24 protein-coding genes are annotated in these 24,839 nt (G+C 41.6%); 13 read left to right on the top strand and 11 right to left on the bottom strand.

The genetic code is table 11. The annotated features are described in order from the left end of the window. The first annotated feature begins 21 nt into the window (after nucleotides 1-21). Nucleotides 22-411, top strand: a complete 390-nt coding sequence (locus tag B3R63_RS03815) for a hypothetical protein (RefSeq protein ID WP_286728358.1) — start codon at nucleotides 22-24, stop codon at nucleotides 409-411. Nucleotides 412-659: 248 nt separating this feature from the next. Here the strand turns inward: B3R63_RS03815 and B3R63_RS03810 are convergent, their stop codons facing one another. The 3 genes from B3R63_RS03810 to B3R63_RS03800 all read right to left on the bottom strand — a co-directional run bounded on the left by B3R63_RS03810 (nucleotide 660) and on the right by B3R63_RS03800 (nucleotide 4,555). Beyond that, nucleotides 660-1,928 carry an OprD family outer membrane porin gene (locus tag B3R63_RS03810; protein WP_286728357.1) on the bottom strand — a complete coding sequence of 423 codons (1,269 nt, stop codon included), beginning with the start codon at nucleotides 1,926-1,928 and terminating at the stop codon, nucleotides 660-662. A gap of 71 nt (nucleotides 1,929-1,999) precedes the next feature. After that, nucleotides 2,000-3,349: an MFS transporter gene (locus tag B3R63_RS03805; protein ID WP_286728356.1), complete on the bottom strand. Its 1,350-nt coding sequence runs from the start codon at nucleotides 3,347-3,349 to the stop codon at nucleotides 2,000-2,002. 396 nt (nucleotides 3,350-3,745) lie between these two features. Further along, a complete protein-coding gene (locus tag B3R63_RS03800; RefSeq protein ID WP_286728355.1) occupies nucleotides 3,746-4,555 on the bottom strand; it encodes an IclR family transcriptional regulator domain-containing protein in 810 nt (269 codons plus the stop codon). Between the two features lie 155 nt (nucleotides 4,556-4,710). On the opposite strand from B3R63_RS03800, the gene pobA reads away from it, so the two are divergent. Beyond that, nucleotides 4,711-5,904, top strand: a complete 1,194-nt coding sequence (gene pobA, locus B3R63_RS03795) for a 4-hydroxybenzoate 3-monooxygenase (protein ID WP_286728354.1) — start codon at nucleotides 4,711-4,713, stop codon at nucleotides 5,902-5,904. Between the two features lie 135 nt (nucleotides 5,905-6,039). Here the strand turns inward: pobA and pcaU are convergent, their stop codons facing one another. After that, entirely contained in the window at nucleotides 6,040-6,864 is an 825-nt protein-coding gene (gene pcaU / locus B3R63_RS03790; protein WP_286728353.1) for an IclR family transcriptional regulator PcaU, read from the bottom strand. Between the two features lie 286 nt (nucleotides 6,865-7,150). Here pcaU and B3R63_RS03785 point away from each other — a divergent pair, with 286 nt between their 5' ends. From B3R63_RS03785 to pcaG, 8 genes are all read left to right on the top strand, one after another. After that, the gene (locus tag B3R63_RS03785) at nucleotides 7,151-7,822 is read left to right on the top strand and encodes a 3-oxoacid CoA-transferase subunit A (RefSeq protein ID WP_286728351.1); all 672 of its coding nucleotides are present in this window, start codon (nucleotides 7,151-7,153) and stop codon (nucleotides 7,820-7,822) included. 19 nt (nucleotides 7,823-7,841) lie between these two features. Continuing rightward, nucleotides 7,842-8,495 (top strand): 3-oxoacid CoA-transferase subunit B, encoded by a 654-nt coding sequence (locus B3R63_RS03780; protein ID WP_286728350.1) that lies wholly within the window; start codon nucleotides 7,842-7,844, stop codon nucleotides 8,493-8,495. 131 nt (nucleotides 8,496-8,626) lie between these two features. Further along, nucleotides 8,627-9,832: a 3-oxoadipyl-CoA thiolase gene (pcaF, locus tag B3R63_RS03775; protein ID WP_286728349.1), complete on the top strand. Its 1,206-nt coding sequence runs from the start codon at nucleotides 8,627-8,629 to the stop codon at nucleotides 9,830-9,832. Nucleotides 9,833-9,910: 78 nt separating this feature from the next. After that, entirely contained in the window at nucleotides 9,911-11,263 is a 1,353-nt protein-coding gene (locus tag B3R63_RS03770) for a 3-carboxy-cis,cis-muconate cycloisomerase (protein ID WP_286728348.1), read from the top strand. A 5-nt stretch (nucleotides 11,264-11,268) separates the two neighbouring features. Next, nucleotides 11,269-12,051, top strand: a complete 783-nt coding sequence (locus B3R63_RS03765; RefSeq protein WP_414630833.1) for an alpha/beta fold hydrolase — start codon at nucleotides 11,269-11,271, stop codon at nucleotides 12,049-12,051. Nucleotides 12,052-12,134: 83 nt separating this feature from the next. Further along, entirely contained in the window at nucleotides 12,135-12,533 is a 399-nt protein-coding gene (pcaC, locus tag B3R63_RS03760) for a 4-carboxymuconolactone decarboxylase (RefSeq protein WP_004892353.1), read from the top strand. Nucleotides 12,534-12,568: 35 nt separating this feature from the next. Then, nucleotides 12,569-13,294, top strand: a complete 726-nt coding sequence (gene pcaH / locus B3R63_RS03755) for a protocatechuate 3,4-dioxygenase subunit beta (protein WP_286728346.1) — start codon at nucleotides 12,569-12,571, stop codon at nucleotides 13,292-13,294. 14 nt (nucleotides 13,295-13,308) lie between these two features. Continuing rightward, nucleotides 13,309-13,938, top strand: a complete 630-nt coding sequence (pcaG, locus tag B3R63_RS03750) for a protocatechuate 3,4-dioxygenase subunit alpha (RefSeq protein WP_286728374.1) — start codon at nucleotides 13,309-13,311, stop codon at nucleotides 13,936-13,938. Between the two features lie 76 nt (nucleotides 13,939-14,014). Here pcaG and B3R63_RS03745 read toward each other — a convergent pair whose 3' ends face one another. The 7 genes from B3R63_RS03745 to B3R63_RS03715 form a co-directional block, all read right to left on the bottom strand. Beyond that, nucleotides 14,015-14,404: a PaaI family thioesterase gene (locus B3R63_RS03745; protein WP_286728345.1), complete on the bottom strand. Its 390-nt coding sequence runs from the start codon at nucleotides 14,402-14,404 to the stop codon at nucleotides 14,015-14,017. A gap of 48 nt (nucleotides 14,405-14,452) precedes the next feature. Next, complete coding sequence (locus B3R63_RS03740) at nucleotides 14,453-14,989, bottom strand: DUF3237 domain-containing protein (protein WP_286728344.1); 537 nt, start codon at nucleotides 14,987-14,989, stop codon at nucleotides 14,453-14,455. Nucleotides 14,990-15,041: 52 nt separating this feature from the next. Beyond that, nucleotides 15,042-16,298, bottom strand: coding sequence for an OprD family outer membrane porin (locus B3R63_RS03735; RefSeq protein WP_414630832.1), 1,257 nt, complete (start codon nucleotides 16,296-16,298; stop codon nucleotides 15,042-15,044). A gap of 51 nt (nucleotides 16,299-16,349) precedes the next feature. Next, nucleotides 16,350-17,489, bottom strand: coding sequence for an acyl-CoA dehydrogenase family protein (locus B3R63_RS03730; protein WP_286728343.1), 1,140 nt, complete (start codon nucleotides 17,487-17,489; stop codon nucleotides 16,350-16,352). A gap of 73 nt (nucleotides 17,490-17,562) precedes the next feature. After that, the gene (locus B3R63_RS03725; RefSeq protein ID WP_286728342.1) at nucleotides 17,563-19,449 is read right to left on the bottom strand and encodes a feruloyl-CoA synthase; all 1,887 of its coding nucleotides are present in this window, start codon (nucleotides 19,447-19,449) and stop codon (nucleotides 17,563-17,565) included. 76 nt (nucleotides 19,450-19,525) lie between these two features. Continuing rightward, nucleotides 19,526-20,977, bottom strand: a complete 1,452-nt coding sequence (locus B3R63_RS03720) for an aldehyde dehydrogenase (RefSeq protein WP_286728341.1) — start codon at nucleotides 20,975-20,977, stop codon at nucleotides 19,526-19,528. A 50-nt stretch (nucleotides 20,978-21,027) separates the two neighbouring features. Beyond that, on the bottom strand, nucleotides 21,028-21,861 hold the full coding sequence (locus tag B3R63_RS03715) for a p-hydroxycinnamoyl CoA hydratase/lyase (RefSeq protein WP_286728340.1): 834 nt from the start codon (nucleotides 21,859-21,861) through the stop codon (nucleotides 21,028-21,030). A 262-nt stretch (nucleotides 21,862-22,123) separates the two neighbouring features. Between B3R63_RS03715 and mhpT the strand changes: the two genes are divergently transcribed. The 3 genes from mhpT to B3R63_RS03700 all read left to right on the top strand — a co-directional run bounded on the left by mhpT (nucleotide 22,124) and on the right by B3R63_RS03700 (nucleotide 24,735). Then, nucleotides 22,124-23,362: a 3-(3-hydroxy-phenyl)propionate transporter MhpT gene (gene mhpT / locus B3R63_RS03710; protein ID WP_114541911.1), complete on the top strand. Its 1,239-nt coding sequence runs from the start codon at nucleotides 22,124-22,126 to the stop codon at nucleotides 23,360-23,362. 71 nt (nucleotides 23,363-23,433) lie between these two features. After that, on the top strand, nucleotides 23,434-23,880 hold the full coding sequence (locus B3R63_RS03705; RefSeq protein ID WP_286728339.1) for a MarR family winged helix-turn-helix transcriptional regulator: 447 nt from the start codon (nucleotides 23,434-23,436) through the stop codon (nucleotides 23,878-23,880). A 165-nt stretch (nucleotides 23,881-24,045) separates the two neighbouring features. Next, a complete protein-coding gene (locus B3R63_RS03700) occupies nucleotides 24,046-24,735 on the top strand; it encodes a GntR family transcriptional regulator (RefSeq protein WP_114541913.1) in 690 nt (229 codons plus the stop codon). The last annotated feature ends 104 nt before the right edge of the window (nucleotides 24,736-24,839 follow it).

The following is a 24,839-nucleotide window of genomic DNA, read 5'->3' as shown; positions in this document are numbered from 1 at the left end:
TTATTTTATTGATGTTAGAAAATGAGATATTTAAGCTGTAAAGAAATATATGATGCAATAAAGGAACAGGGTATCAAACAAACGAATACTAGAGAATATGCTTATGAATTCCAATTAAAGAATGGGCAGTACATCTATGTGAAACGTTTATTAGATACTCAAAAGCAAAATACAGAACCCTCTAGATTGATGATTCATCCTGCATTTGTTGTATTAAAAGATGATCTTCAAGAATTGGAAAATATCGAATTTAATTTTGCCCAGCAAGGTAATATGAATTCTGCATTTGCTCAATTTCCTAAAAGTAGTCAATCACGATGTGATGAAAATCCAACTGAATACGGTATTGGTGTAAATTTTCACGATAAAAGAAGTTTATTAAAATTAATTGTCTTTATTGAAAGCGTATAAAATCAAGAAGATGCTCATTTGAGCACCTTCTTGATTTGGGTTTTTCAGGGTTAATGCACAATTCAAATTTAGAGATTTTTCATTGGTTTAAATAGTGAGTTCAATTGCCACCATCTCAAAAATAATAATTTAATCTATTTAAGTGATCTAGTTTTTAATGTATTTCAATAAAAGTAAATTAGGATCTGACACTACTCAAAAGAGTAGTGTCAGATCAAGACCCTTTATTTTTCAAAATCAATTAAGATTTATTTAAACTTCCAGGTGTAATCAATATTTACACGGGTTTCATTATCAGAGCGGAAAGCCATACCTTGTGCAGGCATATCATTACGATAATGACTGTAACGCGCGCGCAGGTTTAAGCCTTCAAGCTTACCTGTTGGAATGCGATAGCTTAAATCGAAATCTAGTGCATCTTGTTCAAATTCTTCGCCCGGTAGATTTCTAATTTCAATATCCACTCCTTTACTATAACGGGTCATAAATTTAAGACCATTAAGTGCCGTGTCTTTAAAATCGTAGTCATAACGGACGTGGTAGACTTTTTCATTAATATTCGTAAAGTCAGCACTCATACTGTCTAGGAATACTGCAGGTTCAGCCCCTGCTAATGTAGGTAGGGCAGTATCACCATACGATTGCATATAGCCAAGACTAAAGGTGTGATTGCTACGATTCAAACCGAAGATCCCGCTGAAGTGCTGGTTCTCGATATCACCTGCAAGGGCATCACCTGAATCTTCACTCACGAATAAACGTAAATCAGATAGGAAATTACCGATGCCAATATTATGTTTGGTTTTTAGACCCAAGAAACTTTGTTGATATACATCATGTAAGTCTGTATGAAAAATTTGTGTCGCAATCTGATCATTTACCTTATATTCAGCCCCTAACATATGCAGGCCAGAAGATTCAGCAGCAGTGTTGAACCGTCCATTAGGATTACCTACTCGAATTTTTTCATAGTTAGTAGAATCTCGCTGGTTGACACGGTCTGTATAAAGGGCGTGAACCTTTAAATTTTCTATTTCATTAAACTGGAGATGAGCACCACGATAGTTCTGCTGAAATAGACGGGCAGGGCTGGAAAATAATACAGGAAACATCGGTGTTAATGTCCCTACATGTAAAGTCGAGTCCTGTACTTTTGCCTTGGCGGTCCAACGGATTTCACCATATTGGTCAGCACGCTTTCTGTCTTTGCCTACAGGTAATAAACCTGAAGCAGCATATTCATCCACACTATTGCCCAATAAATTAAACCCTGCCAGGCCCAAGAGATCTACACCAAATCCGACAACACCTTGTGTATAACCAGAATTTGCTTTCAAGATAAAACCCTGAGCCCAGTCACGTGCTGCAGGAAAACTGTCTCCATGCTTATAATCACGATCAAAATAGAAATTACGTGCTGTCAATGTGACCTGTGAATCATCAATAAAACTGTTTGCATAAGCAGGAGCTAAAATGACAGACGTAAGTGTCCCTAAAAAGATTGCAGTAAATCTCATAATTTTGTCCCTATATATTTGAATAGAGCCAAACTTCATGTTTGGCTCATGATAAAGCAGTTATGAAACTGTTATGAATTCACAGTAGAGCTTTGGAAATTTAATTGAGCGGCATGTTTATTTTGCAATTTAGAGAGGCTAAGAACAGTCACAATAGCTAGTACGAAAGCACCTGCATAGTAGCCGTATAAGGTGAGTGAAGAAATACCACCATCCAGGAAAGCACCTGCAACTAATGGAGATAGTATCCCACCAATTCGGCCAAAACCAATTGCAGAGCCTACACCTGTAGCACGAACATCTGCTTCATAAATTGATGGCGACATGGCGTAAAGACCGGCTACACAGCCATTTGATAATACACCTAGGAAAACTGACAAGATAAAGGCAATTGTGAGCGTACCAGTACTGTTCACAAAAAGTAGAATTAATATGGCAGTTAATGCCAAGAAAACAGCTTGTACATAGAATACACGTACACGTGCACTAATTAGGCCAATCAGTGCTGCACCAAACATGCCCCCAGCACTGATCAGTACACCTGCAGTCACCCCTTGTTCAGTGGTCATGCCATTTGCAGACAAGATTTTTGGTGTCCAGCTCATAACGAAGTAGAACCCAAACATCACAAAGAAGAAACTCAACCAAAGTAAAATGGTTTGCAGACCAAGACCTGCAGTGAATAATTTTGCAATTCCTATTTTGGGTTGTGCTGTATTGAATACCACTTCAGGAAGCTGAGGAATACGAGTTAAACCAATACGTTGACAAAGGTGATTAATACGATCTAAAGCATTTTTTGGTTGTTTAACCAGTAGATAGTCAAGAGACTCTGGCAAAGTAAAGAATGTGACCACCAACATAAAAATAGTTGTTAAACCGCCTGCAAGGAATACAGAGCGCCAACCAAAATGGCTGATCAAGGCGATGGCTATCATACCGCCAATAGTCGCACCAATTGCATACCCAGTGGATTGTAAACTTACTGCCAGGCTCCTCCAACGTGAAGATGCATATTCACTGGCGATCACATTACTGCTCGCCAAAATACCGCCGATCCCCAGACCGGTAATAAAACGCATAATACCGAGTTGAGTCGCATTTTGTACCAGTGAAGCAGCAATCATGCTGACACCAGAGATTAGTAGGCAAAGTAAGATTAATGGACGACGCCCAATTTTGTCTGCCCAAGGCGCTAGAAACAAAGAACCTGCCCCCATACCGAACAGACCGGCACTCAAGAGCATGCCTAATTGTGAGCCTGTAAGGCCCCATTCTGCAGATACGGATGATGCAGTGAATGCCATCACCAGTACATCAAAACCATCGATGACATTTAAAAGAATACAAATACCGATAACAAACCATTGATATCTATTCATGGTTTTATTATTCATTTCCTCACGCGGGTTCTGAACCATTTACTTTCTCCATGGAAGCAGACACCTAAACCAACAGATGCGATGTGTAAATAAACGTGATTAGTTTATTAACATTGCATTATTTTTCTGATTTAAAGGTATCGTCCTAGTAATGTTTAAGATGTCCATCGCAGGCTAGAACCCGTCCATGTTCTTTTGCTGAAGATTTAATCAGCATACTTGCGATGTGGTGAATTTAGCATTATTGGATCCAAAATCAAATATAAAATATATTGAGTAATCGTTTTTTTGGATTAAATGGATCCAAAGAATATAGGAAATGATTGAATAATCTACTGAAATACTAGGAATTAAAAAGTATGAATAAGGATGTTAATTTTATAATAAAAAGAATACTTGCAATCAATTGCTTAGTATAAAAATCATGAAATATCATCAAAGTATTGCCCGTAAATCATGAGCAGTTTTTGTAAGTAATGGAAGGATAGTATGAATTAAATAGTTGGTATCAATACGATTGCTTGAGCCAATACAGTTTAGCGCAGCGACAGTATCTCCCTGCATATTTAAAATGGGTACTGCCATTGCAGTAATTCCTAATTCATGTTCTTCAGTAGAAATACAGTAATCAAGCTGACTCACTTCTTCTAATATTTTTAAAAAGACCTGCGGATCTGTAATAGTATAGGGGGTAAGCCGTTTTAAATTAAATTTATCTAGCCACTGTTGTTGTGCTACATGACTTAAGCGTGAAAGTAGAATTTTCCCAGTTGAAGTCGCATAAGCAGGCAAGCGGTTCCCTAGATGTACACCAAGCGGACTAAGTTTATTAGTGTCAATTTGGGGAGCGATACTTTTTGCGACAGGCACAACTTCATGTTCATCCAGCACTGCCACCGAATAGCTTAAAGCAGTTTTTATGCTTAAGAGATTAAGCATGGGCTGGGCAACTTTCGGTAAATATGCAGAACTGAGATAAGCACTGGAAAAGCGTAGCACCTTATAGGTTAGCCAGTAAAAATGTTCATCTGTATCGAGATAACCCAGAAATTTGAGTGTACGGACATAGCGTCGTGCCGCAGTACGGCTTAGTCCGGTACGTTCAGCAATCTGAGTAACATTGAGCTTTTGACGTTCAATACCGAAGCATTCTAGCAAACTTAAGCCTTTTGCTAGACCTGCAATGTAATCATCATATTGAATAGACTCATTATTGTTATCACTAAAAATTAAATCCTTGCGCAATTATATATCCCTCATTATTTATTTTCTTAAATATCTTGTCCGATCACCGGCCAAAAGTCATCTATTTCGGTAGGAATTGAGGCTAAAGTCTAGGCGGAAACATAAAAATTTCTTAGCTTGTAAAAAATGGATAGTTATTTAGGAAGTGTCAGCATATGGAAATTTTAAATACTAAAGTTGCAATTATTGGCTCAGGTCCAGCAGGACTTCTGCTTGGACAATTACTCTATAAAGCTGGTATTGAGCATATTTTAATTGAGCAGCGTAGCGCTGAGTATGTAGCAAGCCGTATCCGTGCAGGCATTCTTGAGCAGGTATCAGTTGACCTTTTGGCAGAGGCAGGCGTAGATGCTCAACTAAGAGAAAAGGGCTTGCCACATAACGGTATTGAAATTTTAACTAACGGTGAAAAGTATCGTGTGAACCTGACGCAACTGACTGGTGGCAAACAGGTGACCGTGTATGGTCAAACAGAAGTAACCAAGGACTTGATGCTAGCACGTACTGAAGCTGAATTGACTTCATTCTACGAAGCAAACAAAGTGCAAATTCACGAATTCTATAGTGAACAGCCATCAGTAACGTTTGAATATGAAGGTCGTCAGGTAACAGTAAAGTGTGACTTTATCGCAGGATGCGATGGCTATCATGGTGTATGCCGGGCAAGTGTTCCTGAAGATAAGATCGAGACTTTTGAAAAAGTCTATCCATTTGGCTGGTTAGGCGTACTTGCAGATGTACCGCCAGTAGCAGATGAGTTGATTTATGTACAATCTGAACGTGGTTTTGCATTATGCAGTATGCGTTCAAATACACGTAGTCGCTACTATTTACAGGTCCCATTAACAGACAAAGTTGAAAACTGGTCAGATGAGCAATTCTGGGAAGAATTGAAAAACCGTCTTGATCCTGAAAGCCGTGAAAAGTTAATTACAGGTCCTTCAATTGAAAAGAGTATTGCATCATTACGTAGCTTTGTAACAGAGCCAATGCGTTTCGGCAAATTATTCTTGGCAGGGGATGCGGCGCATATTGTGCCGCCAACAGGTGCTAAAGGTTTAAATCTTGCAGCATCAGACATCGCATTCTTGTCTAAAGCCTTGATTGAATACTATGCCAATGGTTCAGAAGCGGGAATTGATAGCTATTCAGAAAACTGTTTAAAACGGGTGTGGAAAGCAGAACGTTTTTCTTGGTGGATGACGCATTTACTCCATCGCTTTGAAACAGAGACTGAATTTGAACATAAAATCAAACAAGCGGAATTGAGCTATATTTTAGGTTCAGAAGCAGGTCAGACTACACTGGCTGAAAATTATGTTGGTCTACCGCTACAAAAAGCGAGCTAAACGCTGTTTTTAACAATATCTTCGTTTAAACCCAAGGTTGTTTGGAACACATCGAGTTCATTTGAATCCGATGTGTTTTTTATTTTCGAGTATGAATTCTCATTAAAAACATGCGCATTATACGTAGAAAATTACTTAAACAAATTGACGGAATTCACGCGCTGTTTGTTGCAGTAAAGGCAAAATATGCTGTAATAAATATTCTTTGCTGGTACGTCCAGTAGGGGAAACAATGTTTAAAGCAGCAACAACATTGGCACGGTGGTTATAAATTGGAACCGCAAGCGCATGTACACCAAGTTCATGTTCTTCTGCGGAATAACAGAATTCATCAGCACGAATTTGCTGTAATAAATCCAAGAATGCCTCATTATCTATATAGGTATATTTGGTGAGCGATTTTAAAGGATATTGCTCAAGCCATTCTTGCTGTGACTCACGACTTAAATAACTCAATAAAACTTTTCCTGCTGAAGTAGCATGCGCGGGTAATCGATTACCGAGATGTAAGCCATAAGGATTGACTCGATCAGTTTGTTGATGTGCGGCACTACGCGCGATGGTAATGGCCTCAAAACCATCCAAGACCATCACGGAGTAAATTAATGAAGTTTGCTGGGTCAGTAAATTAAGAAGTGGTTGAGCAATCTTGGGTAACTGTGCTCCACTCAGATAAGCCCCTGAAAATTTAAGTACTTTGGGACTCAAAGAATAAAAATGTCCATCAAAATCTAAATAACCAAGATATTCCAGAGTCAGTAAATGACGCCGTGCAGCAGCTCGTGTGAGTCCTGTTTTTTCTGCAGCCATAGTAATATTTAAACGATGTCGATCATTGGCAAAACAATCTAGAATCGCCAATCCTTTACTCACTCCGGCAATGAAGTCTTCATGACGGATCATTTTTTTATTTTCAGGGTTCTGGATCAACTGATCGCGAGCACCGTCCTTGGTTGTCATGTTAGTTCCTTGATCTTCATATATTACTTCACTAGGTGTTTTTTACGGGTTCTTTATTCACTCCTAAGAGATCACGATAGTTTTTGTTCGATCATCGTACGTATATTCTGTAAATCGTACAAAACTATTATTAAACCGTAGTCGAAAGCTTGGATTTTATCAAGAATAGATCACACAGAATTCTAAGGATTTTGGTAGGAATTTGTTCTCCGTCCAGAATTTGTTCAAACCAGAACCTTAGGTTCTCAAAATTTTTGTACTGAGTGGCAACACACGGAGTTATTTGATGATCGATAAAAGTTCTACTTCACTGGTTGAAGCACTTTCACAAATCAAAGACGGATCTACCATCATGATTGGCGGTTTTGGTACAGCGGGTCAGCCTGCTGAACTGATTGATGGTCTGATCGAACTCGGTATTAAAGATCTGGTGATCGTCAATAATAATGCTGGTAATGGCGACTATGGTCTGGCGAAACTGCTTAAAGCGGGCGCTGTGCGTAAAATTATCTGTTCTTTCCCGCGCCAGTCTGATTCATGGGTATTTGACGAACTCTATCGTACAGGCAAGATCGAACTGGAACTGGTGCCACAAGGTAATCTGGCTTGCCGTATTCAGGCGGCAGGTATGGGCTTAGGTCCAATCTACACGCCTACCGGTTTTGGTACTTTGCTGGCTGAAGGCAAACCCACCATGAACTACGAAGGTAAAGACTACGTTTTAGAAAATCCAATTAAAGCTGACTTTGCTTTAATTAAAGCTTCTAAAGGCGATCGTTGGGGGAATCTGGTGTACCGTAAATCTGCCCGTAACTTCGGCCCGATCATGGCAATGGCAGCAGATGTGACCATCGCCCAAGTTTCTGAAGTGGTTGAACTGGGTGCACTGAATCCAGAGCACATCATCACTCCGGGAATTTTTGTTCAACACGTTGTTCAAGTTAAACCTGCACAGTAATTGGCATCGGAGATAGATAATGAGCTATAACAAACTGACCCGTGACCAGATCGCTGAACGTGTGGCACAAGACATTCCTGATGGTGCTTATGTGAACCTCGGTATTGGTTTACCGACCAAAATTTCAAGCTACCTGCCAAGCGACAAAGACGTTTTTCTACACTCTGAAAATGGCCTGCTGGCGTTCGGTCCTCCTCCTGCTGAAGAAGACCGCGATCCTGAGCTGATCAATGCCGGTAAAGAATTCGTGACCTTACTCGAAGGCGGTTCTTTCTTCCATCATGGTGATTCATTCGCGATGATGCGTGGCGGCCACTTAGATATCGCAGTATTGGGTGCTTTCCAGGTGGCTGAAAATGGTGACCTGGCCAACTGGCATACCGGTGCGCCAGATGCGATTCCTGCAGTCGGTGGTGCCATGGATCTGGCTGTTGGCGCGAAGAAAGTCTTTATCACGACCGATCACGTGACCAAAAAAGGCGAGCCAAAAATTGTGGCTGAACTGTCTTATCCGGCTACTGGCCTGAAATGTGTCGACCGTATCTATACCGATCTTTGTGTGATTGATGTCACGCATGAAGGGATGAAAGTGATTGAGAAAGTCGAAGGTCTGTCATTTGAAGAATTGCAGTCAATGACTGGTGCCAGACTGATTGATGAGACTCAAGCTTAAGTAGTTTCAAAAGATAAAATCCCCCTATATCCCCTTTTTTTAAAGGGGAACTTTACACGAAAGAAATTTAAACCGAGTGTAAAGTCTCCCTCCTTTCAGGAGGGATTAAGGGAGGTAAAAGGATTAAACAAATGAAAAATGCATATATTATCGATGCCATCCGTACCCCATTCGGCCGTTATGCCGGTGGCCTCGCACCTGTCCGTGCAGATGACTTAGGTGCAGTGCCAATTAAAGCTTTGATGGAACGCAATCCAAGTGTGAACTGGGAACAGGTCGATGACGTGATCTATGGCTGTGCCAATCAGGCTGGTGAAGACAACCGTAACGTCGGTCGTATGTCTTCTCTGCTTGCAGGCCTGCCTTATCAGGTGCCGGCAACGACCGTGAACCGCCTGTGTGGTTCATCGATGGATGCAGTTGCGATAGCAGCACGTGCGATTAAAGCCGGTGAAGCCCATCTAATTATTGCCGGCGGTGTAGAAAGCATGTCGCGTGCTCCATTCGTGATGGGCAAGTCAGAAACGGCGTATGGCCGTAGCCAGAAGATCGAAGACACCACCATGGGCTGGCGTTTCATTAACCCGAAACTGAAAGAAATGTACGGCGTGGACACCATGCCGCAAACCGCTGAAAACTTGGCGGAACAGTTCAACATCAACCGTGAAGATCAGGACAAATTTGCCTTGACCAGCCAGCAACGTACCGCAGCAGCGCAGGCCAAAGGTTTCTATAAAAACGAAATCATTCCTGTAGTGATTCCTCAGCGTAAAGGCGAACCGATCGTTGTCGATACTGATGAACATCCACGTGCTTCAACTACCGCAGAAGCATTGGCGAAATTGAAACCTGTGGTAAAAGCAGACGGTACAGTAACGGCAGGTAATGCTTCCGGGATTAACGATGGTGCGGCTGCTCTTTTAATCGCATCTGATGAAGCAGTTGCTCAACACGGTTTAAAACCACGTGCCAAAATTATTGGTTCAACTGTTGTTGGTATTGAACCGCGTATCATGGGTTTTGGTCCTGCACCCGCCATCAAGAAATTACTGGCGCAAACCGGTCTGACTTTAGAGCAGATGGATGTGATTGAGCTGAATGAAGCTTTTGCTGTTCAAGCGTTGGCATGTACCCGTGACTTGGGTATCGAAGACGGTTCAGAGAAAGTCAATCCAAATGGCGGTGCGATTGCTTTGGGTCATCCACTGGGTGCATCTGGCGCGCGTTTGGTGACGACTGCACTGAACCAGCTTGAACAAACCGGTGGTCAATACGCTCTATGTTCAATGTGTATTGGTGTCGGTCAAGGCATCGCTTTGATTATTGAACGTGTATAAATTTAAATACCTTTCATTTTTTGCTTAAAAACAAAACAATGAAAGGTATTTAAAACGAGTTAGAAAAAGGATATTCAAATGAGCCAATTGTACGCAAGTCTATTTTACCAAACTGAGATCACTGCAATGTTTAGTGATGAAGGGGTAGTGCGTTATATGTTGCAAGCAGAAGCAGCATTGGCTCGAGCTCAGGCAAAAGTGGGTGTGATTCCTGCTTCAGCGGCAGCAAATATTGTGCACGTTGCCCAACAACAGGTGAATGAGGTCATTGACTTTACTGCGCTTGCAAGTGCATCAGGACTTGCTGGAAATATTGCAATTCCCTTTGTGAAGCAATTGACGGCTGCCGTTAAAAAAGTCGATGAAGATGCTTCGCGCTATGTGCATTGGGGGGCAACAAGCCAAGATATTATTGATACTGCATGTGTTTTGCAGTGTCGTGATGGCTTAAATTTAATTGAGGCTAAACTCATCCAGGCGATAGCAGCAACTCGAAACTTGACCGAACGCTATCGTGACCAAGTCATGATAGGTCGGACATGGTTACAACAAGGCCTACCACTAACCTTTGGTCATAAAACTGCCCGCTGGTTAGCAAGTTTGCAACGTGATCTTGAACGTGTACAAGCACTTAAAAATTCTGCACTCACTGCACAATTGGGTGGAGCCGTTGGCACACTTGCGTCACTTATTGATCAAGGCAGTGCAGTTGTAAAGGCATTTGCAGCAGAACTTCAACTCAATGTCCCGGATTGTACTTGGCATGGTGAACGTGATCGTATTGTGGAAATAGCCCATGTGCTTGCCACAATTACAGGTAACTTGGGCAAGATGGCACGCGATTGGTCACTGATGATGCAAACCGAAATTGCAGAAGTGTTTGAACCAAGCGGAGCAGGGCGTGGCGGATCATCGACGATGCCGCATAAACGTAATCCTGTTGCAGCTGCATCAATTCTGGCAGCAGCCAATCGTGTCCCTGCACTCATGTCGAGTATCTATCAAAGTATGGTCCAGGAACATGAACGTAGTTTGGGAGCGTGGCATGCTGAGTGGCTGGCACTGCCTGAAATCTTCCAGTTGTGTGCTGGTAGCCTGCAACGTGCGATAGAAGTTTTTGAGGGCTTGGAAGTACAGACGGACAATATGTGCCGCAATCTAGAATGTACTCAAGGCTTAATTATGGCAGAAGCCCTCATGATGTCTTTGGCACCGAGGTTAGGCCGACTCAATGCACATCATCTAGTTGAGGCCGCATGTAAACAGGCAGTTGCTGAACAACGTCACTTATTAGAAGTAGCACAAAATCATCCTGAAATTTTAGCTGTATTTAATTCGGAACAATTAAGCCAGATTTTTAATCCACAAAATTATTTAGGTAATACCCAGCAGCAGATCGATGCAGTATTGCAACGTGTTCAAGGAAAATAGCCATCATGACACTTATCAATAATCGTAATGGCCAACAATTGGCAGTTTACACTTTTGGTGATGCCGCTCATCCAGCCCTTATTTTTTTGAACTCATTGGGTACAGATCACGGCATGTGGCAGGCTCAAGTTGCTGCATTTGCTCAAGACTACTTTGTGATCTGTTATGACACCCGCGGTCATGGTAAAAGTGCGGTCATTGAAAATATCACGCTGAGCGACTTAGCTAATGATGTCATTGATATTCTTGATCACTTCAGAGTTGAAAAAGCGCATTTTTGTGGCATTTCGATGGGCGGCATTACAGGTCTACAACTTGGTCTAGATGCACCAGAGCGTTTTATCAGCATGACGATTGCCAATTCAGCGGCAAAAATCGGTCAAGAGGCAGCATGGTTGTCACGTGCAGATGCTGTTGAGGCACAAGGTCTTGCAGAGATTGTCAGCACAACACACACCCGGTGGTTCAGCGACAAATTTGATTATATCCACGATCACCTTGCACAGCAGACCATTCAAAGTTTGTCGGTGACACCGCCGAAAGGCTATGCAGCATCTTGCCGCGCGCTTGCAAACGCAGACTTACGTAACCAAATTGCCAATATTAAAGTGCCATGTTTAGCACTATGTGGTGGCTTAGATCCGGTCACCACCGTGGCAGATGGCGAATTTATGCAGGCCCATATGCCAAATTGTGAGATTGCGGTGGTTGATGCATCACATTTATCAAATATTGAGGTACCACAACAATTTAACCAAGTCCTTGCCGCGTTTATTGCAAAGCATTGATTTGAATTCAGCGTCATTATGGAATGAAGGTGTTCCTCAGACATTTTCACTCCGCCTTATCAGCGTTAAAGAGTGTATTGATCATGAATGATGAAGAACGTTACAAACAAGGAATAGAAGTGCGCACGGAAGTGTTAGGTGAAGCACATGTCGGACGCTCTTTGGAAAATTTAAATGACTTTAATGAAGACTTCCAAAACTTCATCAGTCGTTTTGCTTGGGGAGAAGTATGGTCACGTCCAGGTTTACCACGTCATACCCGTAGTCTGGTAACTATCGGTATTTTGCTCGCATTGGGTCGTGAAGCTGAGTTACGTATGCATATTCGTGCATGTTTTAACAATGGTGTTACCAAAGATGAGCTTAAAGAACTGTTTTTACATGCTTCTTTATATGCAGGTTTACCTGCTGCAAACGCTGCAATGCACATGGCAGAGGAAGTTTTTGTAGAACTTGGTATTGCACCGACCAAACTTAAATAACGGACGATTTTTTAGAATTGAACAAGGAGAGATTCATGATTCAGAATCAACTAGGCGTTTATGCGCAACGTAATACGGATGATCATCCACCGGCCTACGCACCGGGTTATAAAACCAGTGTGCTGCGTTCGCCGAAAAATGCACTCATTTCAATTGCGCAAACTCTGACTGAAGTAACGGCACCACATTTCACCTCAGCACTTTTAGGGCCTAAAGACAATGACTTGATTTTGAACTATGCCAAAGATGGTTTACCTGTTGGTGAACGTGTCATTATTCATGGTTACTTGCGTGACCAATTTGGTCGCCCGGTTAAAAATGCCCTGATTGAAGTCTGGCAGGCAAATGCCTCTGGTCGTTATCGTCATCCAAATGACCAATATATTGGTGCAATGGATCCTAACTTTGGTGGTTGTGGTCGTATGCTGACGGATGAAAATGGTTTTTTCATTTTCCGTACCATTAAACCGGGTCCATATCCTTGGCGTAACCGTATCAATGAATGGCGTCCTGCACATATTCATTTCTCGGTCATGGCAGATGGCTGGGCACAACGTCTCATTTCGCAATTTTATTTTGAAGGCGATACTTTAATTAACAGCTGCCCAATTCTAAAAACGGTTCCTTCAGAGCAGCAACGCCGTGCTTTGATTGCCTTGGAAGACAAGAGTAATTTCATTGAGGCTGACAGCCGTTGTTATCGCTTTGACATTACTTTACGTGGTCGCCGCGGAACTTATTTTGAAAATGAATTAACGTGATAAGGAGTATCATGATGAACGGTTGGAATTTTCAGGAATTACATGAAACACCATCTCAAACAGGTGGTCCATACGTCCATATTGGCCTGATGCCAAATCAGGCAGGCATTGAAGTATTTGAGCATAGTTTTAATAACCAATTAGTTAAAGCTGAAACTCAAGGTGAACGTATTCGCCTTGAAGGTCAGGTATTTGATGGCCTCGGTCTACCTTTACGTGATGTATTGGTCGAAATCTGGCAGGCAGATGCAAATGGTGTTTACCCAAGCAAGGAAGATATTCAAGGTAAACAGCCTGATCCACATTTCTTTGGATGGGGCCGTGCGGCTGCAAACTTTGAAACAGGATTATGGAGCTTTGATACCATCAAGCCAGGTGCTGTACCTGGGCGTAAAGGCACTCTTCAGGCACCGCATATTGCTTTAGTCATTTTTGCACGTGGTATTAACTTAGGTTTACATACCCGTATTTATTTTGATGATGAGGCAGAAGCCAATACTAAAGACCCCTTGCTAAATGGAATTGAATGGGCGCCACGTCGTCAGACTTTAATCGCCAAACGTGAAGAATGTGATGGTGAAGTGGTTTATCGTTTTGATGTGCGTATCCAGGGCGATAATGAAACGGTATTCCTTGATATCTAAGCGTTTGAAGGAAAGCTAAAACGACAAAAAAGGTCAGTGATTTCACTGACCTTTTTTAATTACTTTAATTTTTGTTTTAGTCTAATACCATAAAAGCTGCACTTGTTTTGGCAACTAATTTGCCTTGCTGCCAGGCTTCACTTTCGATACTGAGAATTTTACGCCCTTCTTTAATAAACCACGCTTTTGCCTGTACTTCACCGACTTCACATGGTCGAAAAAAATCCATCGATAAATTAATCGTCGCGGCAGGTTTTGAAGTCTGATTTAGTGCTGCCAAAACCCCCATAGCATCATCGAGCATAGCGCAAATCATACCGCCTTCGATGCTACCGCGCGGATTGGTAAAGCTCTCGAGCGCAATGTAGTTCACGGTAAGTTGACGTCTTTCAGCATCCCATTGAATATTATGCCCCCCCAATAAATGATGAATTGGTGGGAGATGTTCCAAAATCTTGTTTTCCATAGTGATGAATCCTTCAATCTTTACAAATACTTATTTTTTCTTATTCTTTTATTTTAAGGTAAATGCATCATAAATCACCGCCTTACCTAAACGCATTGCACTGCCTACAGCTACCGTTTGGTTTAACCAGGCATATTGGGGTGCACTAGTCTCGAATTGCATAGTTAACCTGAAATAATACTGACTTGGATCGACATCTTTACCTGTACTTAACTGTTTCAAAATTTCAGGTGTAGCATGTCGGTAACCTTTAGTCTGTAAATAAATCAATGCGCCGTCATTAGTTTGCAAAAGATATCGTGTATCGATAATCGCTAGGCCTTTGCTATCTACAATTTGCCAGTCTGCGCCATTGTTCAAAATACGTCCTTTAAATGAAGGACCTTCAAAGGTACCACCAGTAATCGGAATAATCCGTCTTTCTCCCATATCTGCCGTTTTGCCTAACTCCCAAACGGGGGCATCTAATTCAACCTTGAAGGTGGCCAAAGGTTCAAGTTTAAGTGGTGGGGGCGAAAACTGTGTATCTGCATGAGTGAGTGCACATAAACTTAGACCGATCCAAATACCAAATAAATATTTCATTTATCATCCTTTAAAATAAAAAAGGCCCTAAAAACTAGAGCCTTTGAATGTATTATTTAAATTTCCATGTGTAATCAATATTGATACGGGTTTCATTGGCCGGTTTAATGTTGGCAGTGATCGGCATATCGTTATCATAAATGGCATAACGTGCACGTAGTCCAAGATTTTTCAGTGGGCCATTTTGCAGCGTGTAGCCAATATCAAAATCGAGTTCATCTTCCTCAAAATCGGTACTCCCGAGTTGCGGTGCATAAATATTACTACCATGGGTATAGCGGGTCATAAAACGTAAGCCCGGAACATAGTCTTTAAAATCATATTCATAACGGGCACTATAAACACGTTCTTTGGCATTTAAGAATTCGCCTGTCCATGTGTCGATGGTTAAGCCAGTTTCACCGCCTGTTAAATAAGGGAAGGCAGTATTGCCTAGATGATGGAAGGTGGAAAGAATAAATTTATGATTTTGATGTTTTAGCTCGGAGTGGCTATGGATCAGATTATTATCGACTTTACCTGCTTTGGCAGCACCATCAGCATCACTTATATAGTAGCGTAGCTGACTGGTCAGTGCGGTATCCTCATTAAAGGCATACTTGTAGGTGATACCTAACAATGACTGATGATATAGATCCTCGACATCCATATGGAAGGCAGTCAGTTTTAGCGGATAATTCTTGAGGTCGTAATGACCACCGACATAATACAAATGATCCGTTTCGGCTGATATATAACGGCCGTTTACCCCAGAGATTTTAATATTTTCATAATTAGTCGAATCGCGGTGATTGACCTTGTCAATATAGGATGCTTGTAAATCGAGACCCTGTAGATCTTTAGACTGAACTGCAACCCCACGATAAGTTTGGGGTAATAGGCGAGCAGGGGAACCGACGAGTACTGGTGTCAACGGTTGTAATGTACCGATGCGAACTTCAGTTTGAGCAACTTTGGCTTTAGCCGTGATCCTAATTTCCCCATATTGATCTGCTGGCTCATTCGTTCCGGCATTACGTGGTAGGTTTCCTGTACCACCATACTTTGCATCACCATCCAGCTTAAACCCGACAGTAGCCAAAATGTCGATACCAAATCCAATAGGACCTTCGGTATAACCTGACTGGGCTTTGAAAATAAAGCCTTGACTCCAGTCCCGGAGTGCCGGATAACGGTTTTCAACCTGGAAATCGCGATCGAAGTAGAAGTTGCGAGCCGTTAAATCCACTTTACTTTGCTCAATAAAACTATTGGCAAAAGCAGGTGTAGTTAAAAGTAAAAACAGTGTAATCCATAAATTTTTTATCATTATTTCATCCTGAAACATTATTGAAAATATCGTTTTTAAATCAAGCGTGCTTTATTTCCCCAAGAGTTCGCGTGCTACGATCTCCTTCATAATTTCATTGGTTCCCCCATAAATTTTTTGCACACGCGCATCGACAAAAAAGCGTGAAATTGGATATTCCTGCATATAACCATAGCCCCCAAAAAGTTGCAGGAGCTGGTCAATAACTTCACATTGGGTGTCAGTAATAAAACATTTCAATGCGGCCACTTCAGTCACGCTTAGGGCATCTTGGCTATATAGATCTTTACAGCGTTCAACAAATGCTTCAGCAGCAAGCGCTTTAATTTGCGCTTGCGCAAGCACAAAACGTGTATTTTGGAATTGAGATAAAGCTTGACCAAAGGCTTTACGTTCAAGCACATACTCTTTGGTAATGTCGATGGCACCTTGGATTGATCCAATTGCCATGAGTGAAATACTGAGGCGTTCACGTGGCAGTTCTTGCATCAAATAGCTAAAACCATGACCTTCTTGACCTAAAAGTTGATTTTTAGGTATATGAACTTGATCGAAAAACAGTTCAGCAGTGTCTTGTGCATGTAGTCCAATTTTCTTCAGACTACGCCCTTTTTTCACACCATCTAAATGAGCATCAACGAGTAAAATGGAAATGCCTTTTGCTCGTGCTTGCGGGTCAGTTTTTGCAACCAGTACAATTAAGTCGGCATGATGTCCGTTAGAAATAAAGGTTTTAGAACCGTCTACCACATAATGATCGCCATCTAAAATGGCTTGGGTGCGAATTGCTTGTAAATCTGAACCAGCATTGGCTTCCGTCATTGCGATCGCAGTGACCACCTCACCTGAAACCATTTTTGGTAACCAATATTGTTTTTGTTCTTCGCTACCAATATTTTGAATATAAGGGGAGACAAGTTCACTTTGCCCGCCAATACCTACTGCCAAGGCAGTAAAACCAGCTTTGGCTGTTTCCTGGACTAACATTTGTGAATAGTGAATCGGTGCACCAAAGCCCCCGTACTCTTCAGGGACGTCAACACATAAAAAGCCATTTTCTCCAAGCTTGTGCCATAGTTCACGTGGGATTAAGCCTTGTTCTTCCCAATTTTCATAAAATGGTGCAACGTGTTCTGCTAAAAAACGTTGATAATTATCACGAAATAGCTCGAAATCACTATCTTTTTGCATAGAATTATCCTTAATTTGGATGCAACTGCCCAAGCAGCGCTATAAAAAGCACTGCTAAATTCAGGGTAAGGGCTTATTGTTTAAGGGTTGGAATACGAATAATTAGTAGATTATTAACGTGTTTTTCATAAAGCTCCTGCACCATGGCAGCACGACGTTTTAAAATGCCACTCTGATTTAAGTTACCTTTGTCAGTGGTTTCTCCGGCATCCAGCTGTGGAGCTTCTGTCATTAAATACAGCATTGATACGGTATTTGAACTGCCAGTAGCGTCTTTATTGAAGTCCACCAGAAATTGTTTAAACCATTGCTGCACTTTAGGGTGGCTCAACACTTCTTGGGCCGTCGTGTGTTTAAGATCTAAACCGACATATTCAGCACAAGCTGAAAGTTTCGGGAAAATCAGAAAACCAATCGCATTCAGGTTAGAACCGGTAATGCAGACATCTTGAATAAGTAGATTGCCATTAATCAGGACTTTATTCCGTAAGGTGCCCACATTAACAAAGGTGCCGGTATTGAGTTTAAAGTCTTCGGCAATACGTCCGTCATACATAAGGCCTTGGCTTGGGTCGTTTAGATCAACAAGTTTTACAGCATCGCCGGTACGGTAAAACCCTTCTTCATCGAAAATATCAGCTTGTTGTTCTTGAGGCAGACGCCAATAATGTTTCATGACATTTTTGCCACGAACACAAAATTCAAGTTTATCGCCACATGGTGCCAGTTTGACTTCACAGCCCGGCGCTGGATAGCCAATAAAGCCTGCCATGACTTTAGGACCTGTAGTAAATACACAAGATGGCGCGGTTTCTGTCATGCCTAAGCCACTCATAATACGGATGCGTTCACCGCAATGGGCTTGTGCAATCTGATCTAGACGGTTCCAACCTGCTTCAGATAGTGCAGCTCCAGCAAAAAACAATACTTTGACACGGCTAAAGAATTTTTCACGGAGTTCAGCATCCTGTTCAAGTGCTACCGTGATTTCTTCCCAACCTTTCGGTACATTTAAATATACCGTTGGTGAAATTTCTTTCAGGTTACGAATAGTTTCATTCATTTTTCCTGGCACCGGTTTGCCATCATCAATATAAATCGTACCGCCATTATAGAGCGCAATTCCGACATTATGGCTGCCCCCGAAAGTATGATGCCATGCCAACCAATCGACCAAAATCGGTGGTGTTTCTTCAAATTCAGGGAAAGTTTGCAGCAACATTTGCTGATTGGTGCAGAGCATCAAATGTGTGGTCGGTACTGCCTTTGGCATTTTGGTCGAGCCAGAGGTAAATAAAAATTTAGCAATTTGATGTTCATCAATCGTTTCGTAGTGCGCTTTAATATCTGTAATTTCAGACTCAAGAAGCGTAGAGAAAGCAATACAAGTTTTTTCACCGAGTTTGCCAGAGTTTGTAACGACTTCAATATCATCAGCATTACGGCAGTGCTCAATGGCAGTAGCAAAATCCTCCCCATCATTGGCAAAAACTAAACCTGGCGTGAGGACATCAAAGATATATTTGAGTTTACCAAAATCTTTGGAAATTAAAGAATAAGCAGGGGAAATAGCTGAAAATGGGATTCCTGCAAGCATTGCACCCATGGATAAGGTGAGGTGTTCGAGATCGTTACCAGACAAAATAACAATGGGACGTTCGGTCGATAAATGCGGATATTGTTTTAAGCTTTGGGCGATACGCCATGCACGATTCACAGTTTCTGCATATGTCAGTTCAATCCATTGACCTGAACTATCACGTTTAGCGGCGAAGACACGGTTTGGGTGTGTTTCTGCGTACTGTAATAAACGATCGGTTAATTTTTGCGGATAAGGCTTAAGTTGTTCTTTGGGAGAAATGTATAAGACGTCATTCTTATATTCAACATGTGTTTCATGACTGCCTAATTTAACAAATCGTTCAGGATACTTATGTGATTGAACTGTCATGTGTGCCATTGTTATTACTCCATGTATTTTTATCTATTCTTTTTCAACGAAAAGAGTTGACTTCATGTCAACTCTCTTACTTTCGTTAAATTGGGTAGTGGCGTGGGCTGGTTTGTATGGTCACCCAACGTAATTCAGTAAACTCAGCCACAGAAACTTTACTGCCAAATCGTCCATAACCACTTTGTTTGACACCACCAAATGGCATTTGTGCTTCATCATGTACAGTGGCACCATTGATATGGCAGATACCGGATTCAATCCGTTTTGCTACGGCAAGCGCTTGTGCTAAATCTTGGCTAAACACGGCTGCTGACAAACCAAATTCAGAATCATTTGCCAATTCTACGGCGTCATCAACTGTTTTAAAGCGTTGTACTGTGCAGACAGGACCGAACGATTCTTCGGCATAAATCTGCATTTCTTTGGTGACATCAACCACTATTGTAGGTTGCATAATAGCACCTTGGATGTCCAAGCCGAGTGGTAAATTTGCACCTTTTTCACGTGCATCTTCAATTAACTTCCCAATACGTGCAGCTGCTTTTAAGCTTTCCAGTACACCAAGTGGGGCATCATTCTCAAGTGGATTGCCAGCGCGAATAGTTTTGACCTTCGCCACGAGTTTTTCGATAAAGGAATCAGCAATTTTTTCATCAACAAGAACACGTTCTGTCGACATACAGATTTGACCCTGGTTAAAGAATGCACCGAAGGTCACGGCATTGACCGCTTCATCGATGTCAGCTTGATCAAGCACAATCACAGGTGCTTTTCCACCAAGTTCGAGTAGGACAGGTTTTAAATATTTTGCTGCTGTTTCAGCAATAATTCGGCCCACATGGGTTGAACCGGTAAAGTTAATACGCTTGGTTAGTGGGTGGCTAATTAAGCGTTCTACAATTTGAGGAGCATCTTGGGCCGCATGGGTGATGACATTGACTACCCCATCTCCAATCCCTGCTTCATGTAACACTTCACCAATCAGACGATGTGTTGCAGGACATGCTTCAGAGGCTTTAAGAACCACAGTGTTACCGCAGGCAAGAGGCATTGCTAAAGCACGTGTGGCAAGAATCACAGGGGCATTCCATGGTGCCATCCCGACGATAACACCACAGGGTACGCGAATGCCCATCGCCATATTGCCCGGCACATCTGATGGAATAATACTGCCATCAATTTGTGTGGTCATAGCTGCAGCTTCGCGTAGCATATTGGCTGCAAGATGAACATTAAAACCATACCACGTTGCAGTTGAACCTATTTCATGAATCGCAGTCTGAATAAATTTTTCAGTTTTTTGATCCATCAGGTCGGCCGCTTTAAGCAGTTTTAAACGACGGTCTGTTGGAGAAAGGGCAGACCATGTTTTAAATGCTTCGTGTGCGGATTCGATCGCACGATCAACATCCGATAAAGTTGCAGCAGAGCTGATTGAGGCAACTGAGCCATCGATCGGACTGATTCTTTCAAAAGTTTGTCCTGAACTTGCTGCAACGGATTGACCGTGAATAAGTAACTGTACGTTTTGCATGGCAAATGTTTCCTTACATGTCCATCATGACGAATGTGAATTGATACTGCTTAAGCAGGGCGCTTGTATGCTTGAAGACCTGGCTTAATTGACTTGTCATCAAGGAATTGCTTTAGACCTTGTTCACGACCACCTTCATCATCACGATGATTACATTGATCCAGTTTGGCGTATAAGTAATCTTCGTTTTGTTCCCAAGTCAGTTCACGGCAACGTTTGAAACCATTTTTCGCAGTACGCAGTACAACTGGGTTTTTCTCAAGTAAGTTATTGGCAAGTTCAGTTACTTCAGCACGAAGTTGAGCAAGTGGAACACTTTTATTGACTAAGCCCATATTGGCAGCTTCAACACCTGAGAAGGTTTTGCCAGTCATGATGTAGTACATCGCAGTACGGTGGCCAACTGTATCCGCCATTGCTTTGCTTACAAGGTTACCTGGTGGGATGCCCCAGTTAATTTCAGATAAACCAAAAGTAGCTTCTTCTGCAGCAATGGCAAGATCACAGGCAACCAGAGGAGAGAAGCCACCACCAAAACACCAACCATTTACCATCGCAATTGTTGGTTTTGAATAGAAACGAAGTAAATGCCATTGCCAGCGAGATGCATCACGGCGAATACGTTCTTGGAAGATCTCCGGTTGATTATCAACTTCGCGGAAATATTCTTTCAAATCCATACCCGCTGTCCATGAATCACCAGCGCCAGTCAAAACAAGTACTTTCGCTGCAGGGTCAAGTTCTAAGGTTTCAAGTACATCTATCATTTCTTTATTGAGTGTTGGACTCATTGCATTTTTCTTTTCTGGGCGATTTAAAGTAACCCATGCAATACCTGCATCAACTTGTACATCAACGGTTTCCCAGCGGTTTTGATAAGACATGTGTTGCTCCTTAATGTTCGTTTTATGTCCTGATGGGGCTTAATCTAATATCAGTTAAACTTACATTCAAGTCTTATTTTGCATTTTTTGAAAATAATTTATAAGTCAATGTAATTTAATAAAATAAATATTTAAATTGTAAAAATATAAAAATACATATTGATTAAATTGTAAGTTTAGGTGATATTTTTTGAATTGCTTAGGACGGAAGGCAATACATAGGAAGTGTATGAATTAAAAAATTCTAAAAGGACAATAACGAATGGAAAATAGTGTAAGTAGCAAAGGTAAAGCTACGCTTACACTCGTATTGTGTTTTGCAATTGCGGTGTTTGAGGGTTTTGATCTTCAATCGATGGGCGTTGCAGCACCACGGATGCGAGCGGAGTTTGGCCTGGACAATGCCCAAATGGCATGGGCATTCAGTGCAGCAATTTTGGGAACCTTACCAGGCGCAATTATTGGTGGACGGTTTGCAGACAAAATTGGGCGTAAAGCAGTTTTGTTAACAAGTATTTTAGTTTTTGGTGTTATGTCGGTGTTAACTGCCTATGCAGCAGACTATACCTTGTTACTGATTATTCGTTTCTTGACCGGTCTTGGGATGGGCGGTGCATTGCCAATGATGATTATTATGGCATCGGAAGCTGTGTCGGAGAAACATAAAGGGATTGCTGTCAGTATTATGTACAGTGGTATTCCATTTGGCGGTATGTTGACCTCATTTGTCGCGATGGCACTTGCAGGTGATGCACAGTGGCGGCATATCTTCTATGTCGGGGGTTTTGCCCCGATTTTATTAATTCCTTTATTAATTAAATTCTTACCTGAATCGAAAGACTATTTAACAGCAGCGAAGCAAAAAACTTCGACACCATTCTTTGAAGTGCTGTTTGCCAAAGAACGTCGTTTCTCTACCATTCAGATCTGGGTCAGTTTCTTCTTTACCCTTGTGGTGCTGTATTTCCTGCTCAACTGGTTACCTCTGTTAATGGGTGCACAAGGCCTAGGTAAGACAGAAGCAAACTATGTTCAGATTGGCTATAATATTGGCGGTATATTTGGTTCAATTTTAATGGGCGTCTTGCTAGATAAAATTCGAATGAGTACTACGGTCAAACTGATTTACATTGGTATTCTAGTCTCGCTGTGTTGTCTGGCTATTTCACCAACCGTGGCATTACTTGTATTATCTGCTGTCGGATGTGGTCTATTTATTGTAGGAGGTCAGTCTGCATTGTATGGTCTTGCAGCCATGTTCTACCCAACTGAAATGCGTGGAACAGGGGTTGGTGCAGCGGTTGCGGTTGGTCGAATTGGTTCTTTTGCCGGGCCTCTTTTTGCAGGCATGCTGTTATCGCTCGGTTCAAGTTCAGCGATGGTCATTGGTGCAAGTATTCCACTGATTTTAATGGCAATGATTGCAGCGTTACTTTTGGTCCGTAAATCAAAAGTTTCACGGCAGGTCCCTGTATTAAATACATCAACTCAAACTCAGTAATGTGATGACTTAAGTATGGCCAATTTGGCCATACTTTTTAATGGTTAGAATTTAAGGTTGAATTAAGTATTATGGAACATCAGTTAAATCAACTGCCAACCCTGAGCTATATGATAGCTCGTGTTGATCGTATTATCAGTAAATTACTGAATGAACGCCTAAAGCCTTTAGATATTACTTTGCCTCAGTTCACGGCATTGTCAGTACTCGCAGCAAAAGGAAATCTCTCCAATGCCAAACTGGCGGAGCGTTCTTTTATCAAACCCCAATCGACTAATAAAATTCTACAGGATTTATTAAGTAGCGGCTGGATTAGTAAGGAATCGGACCCCTCTCATGGTCGTCGTATTCTTGTCAATGTCACTCAAGCAGGATTAAATAAATTAAGCGAGTGTCGGGCAGTCGTTCAGGAACTGGAAAAAACGATGCTAAAAGGCGTGGATATTAATCTGGCCTTTTTGATCAGGAATAATCTTGAAATCATGGCCACCAATTTACAGCATTTTCAGGAAGAATAATTTTCTACATCATTAGGTCGGATTTGAGTTCGTCTAGCTACTTTTTCAATGTCTATTCTTGAGGAAGCAACAACTTAATAAGCTGAATAGGATCTTCATGACTTCTGTTGAATTATTTTCACGCACCCGGTAGCATCAGTACACATATTATAAATGAGTAAGTCCATGTCATCAGGTCAGCAAGTACTGATTGAACTTAGAAAAATGATTATTTCAGGTGAAATTCCGGGCGGTGCTCGCATGGCTGAAATTCCAACAGCAGAAATGCTTGGAGTTTCACGTCAACCGGTGCGTATGGCATTTAAACTGCTTGAGCAAGAAGGATTATTATTAAAAAATCCAACCCGAGGCTATACAGTTAGAGAAATTTCTCCCAAGTTGATTCAGGATGCACTTGAGGTGCGAGGAGTGCTTGAAGGTCTGGCAGCAAAAAAACTGGCAGAAAAAGGGCTAAGTACGCAGCAAAAAGATCAGTTAATGCAGTGCATTACTCAAATAGAGCCAATATTTAAAAAAACTGAACTAAGTAATGAGGATATTGAAATCTATCATTATTACAATACCATTTTTCATAATACGATTATTCAAGGCTCAGATAATATCGCTATTGTACAGGCTCTAAGTAAGAATAATCAGCTACCTATGGCTTCTGCCCAAGCCTTAACTTATGATAAAAATAATCCGCTCTCAGAAATTCGCCGTCTGCATCATGCCCATATTCAACACTGTGCCATTTTCAATGCTTTAAAAAATCGTGATTCGGCACGAGCAGAGAGTCTGATGCGTGAACATAGCCATGTAGTCACTCTGGGCGATATGATGCGTTCTATTTTTAATTCACATGTGCATTCCTAAATTTAAGCCTTTTCTTTAAATAAAAAAATCCCTTCTGAGGGTGCAGAAGGGTGGAAAGTGGAGAAAGATTAAACTGCTATTTTTAATGAGATAGCAGTTTTTTA

Source organism: Acinetobacter sp. UBA1297 (genome assembly GCF_002307755.1).
GTDB lineage: Bacteria > Pseudomonadota > Gammaproteobacteria > Pseudomonadales > Moraxellaceae > Acinetobacter > Acinetobacter radioresistens.
The sequence above is the reverse complement of the archived record's forward strand: the minus strand, read 5'-3'. Positions and strand labels throughout refer to the sequence as shown.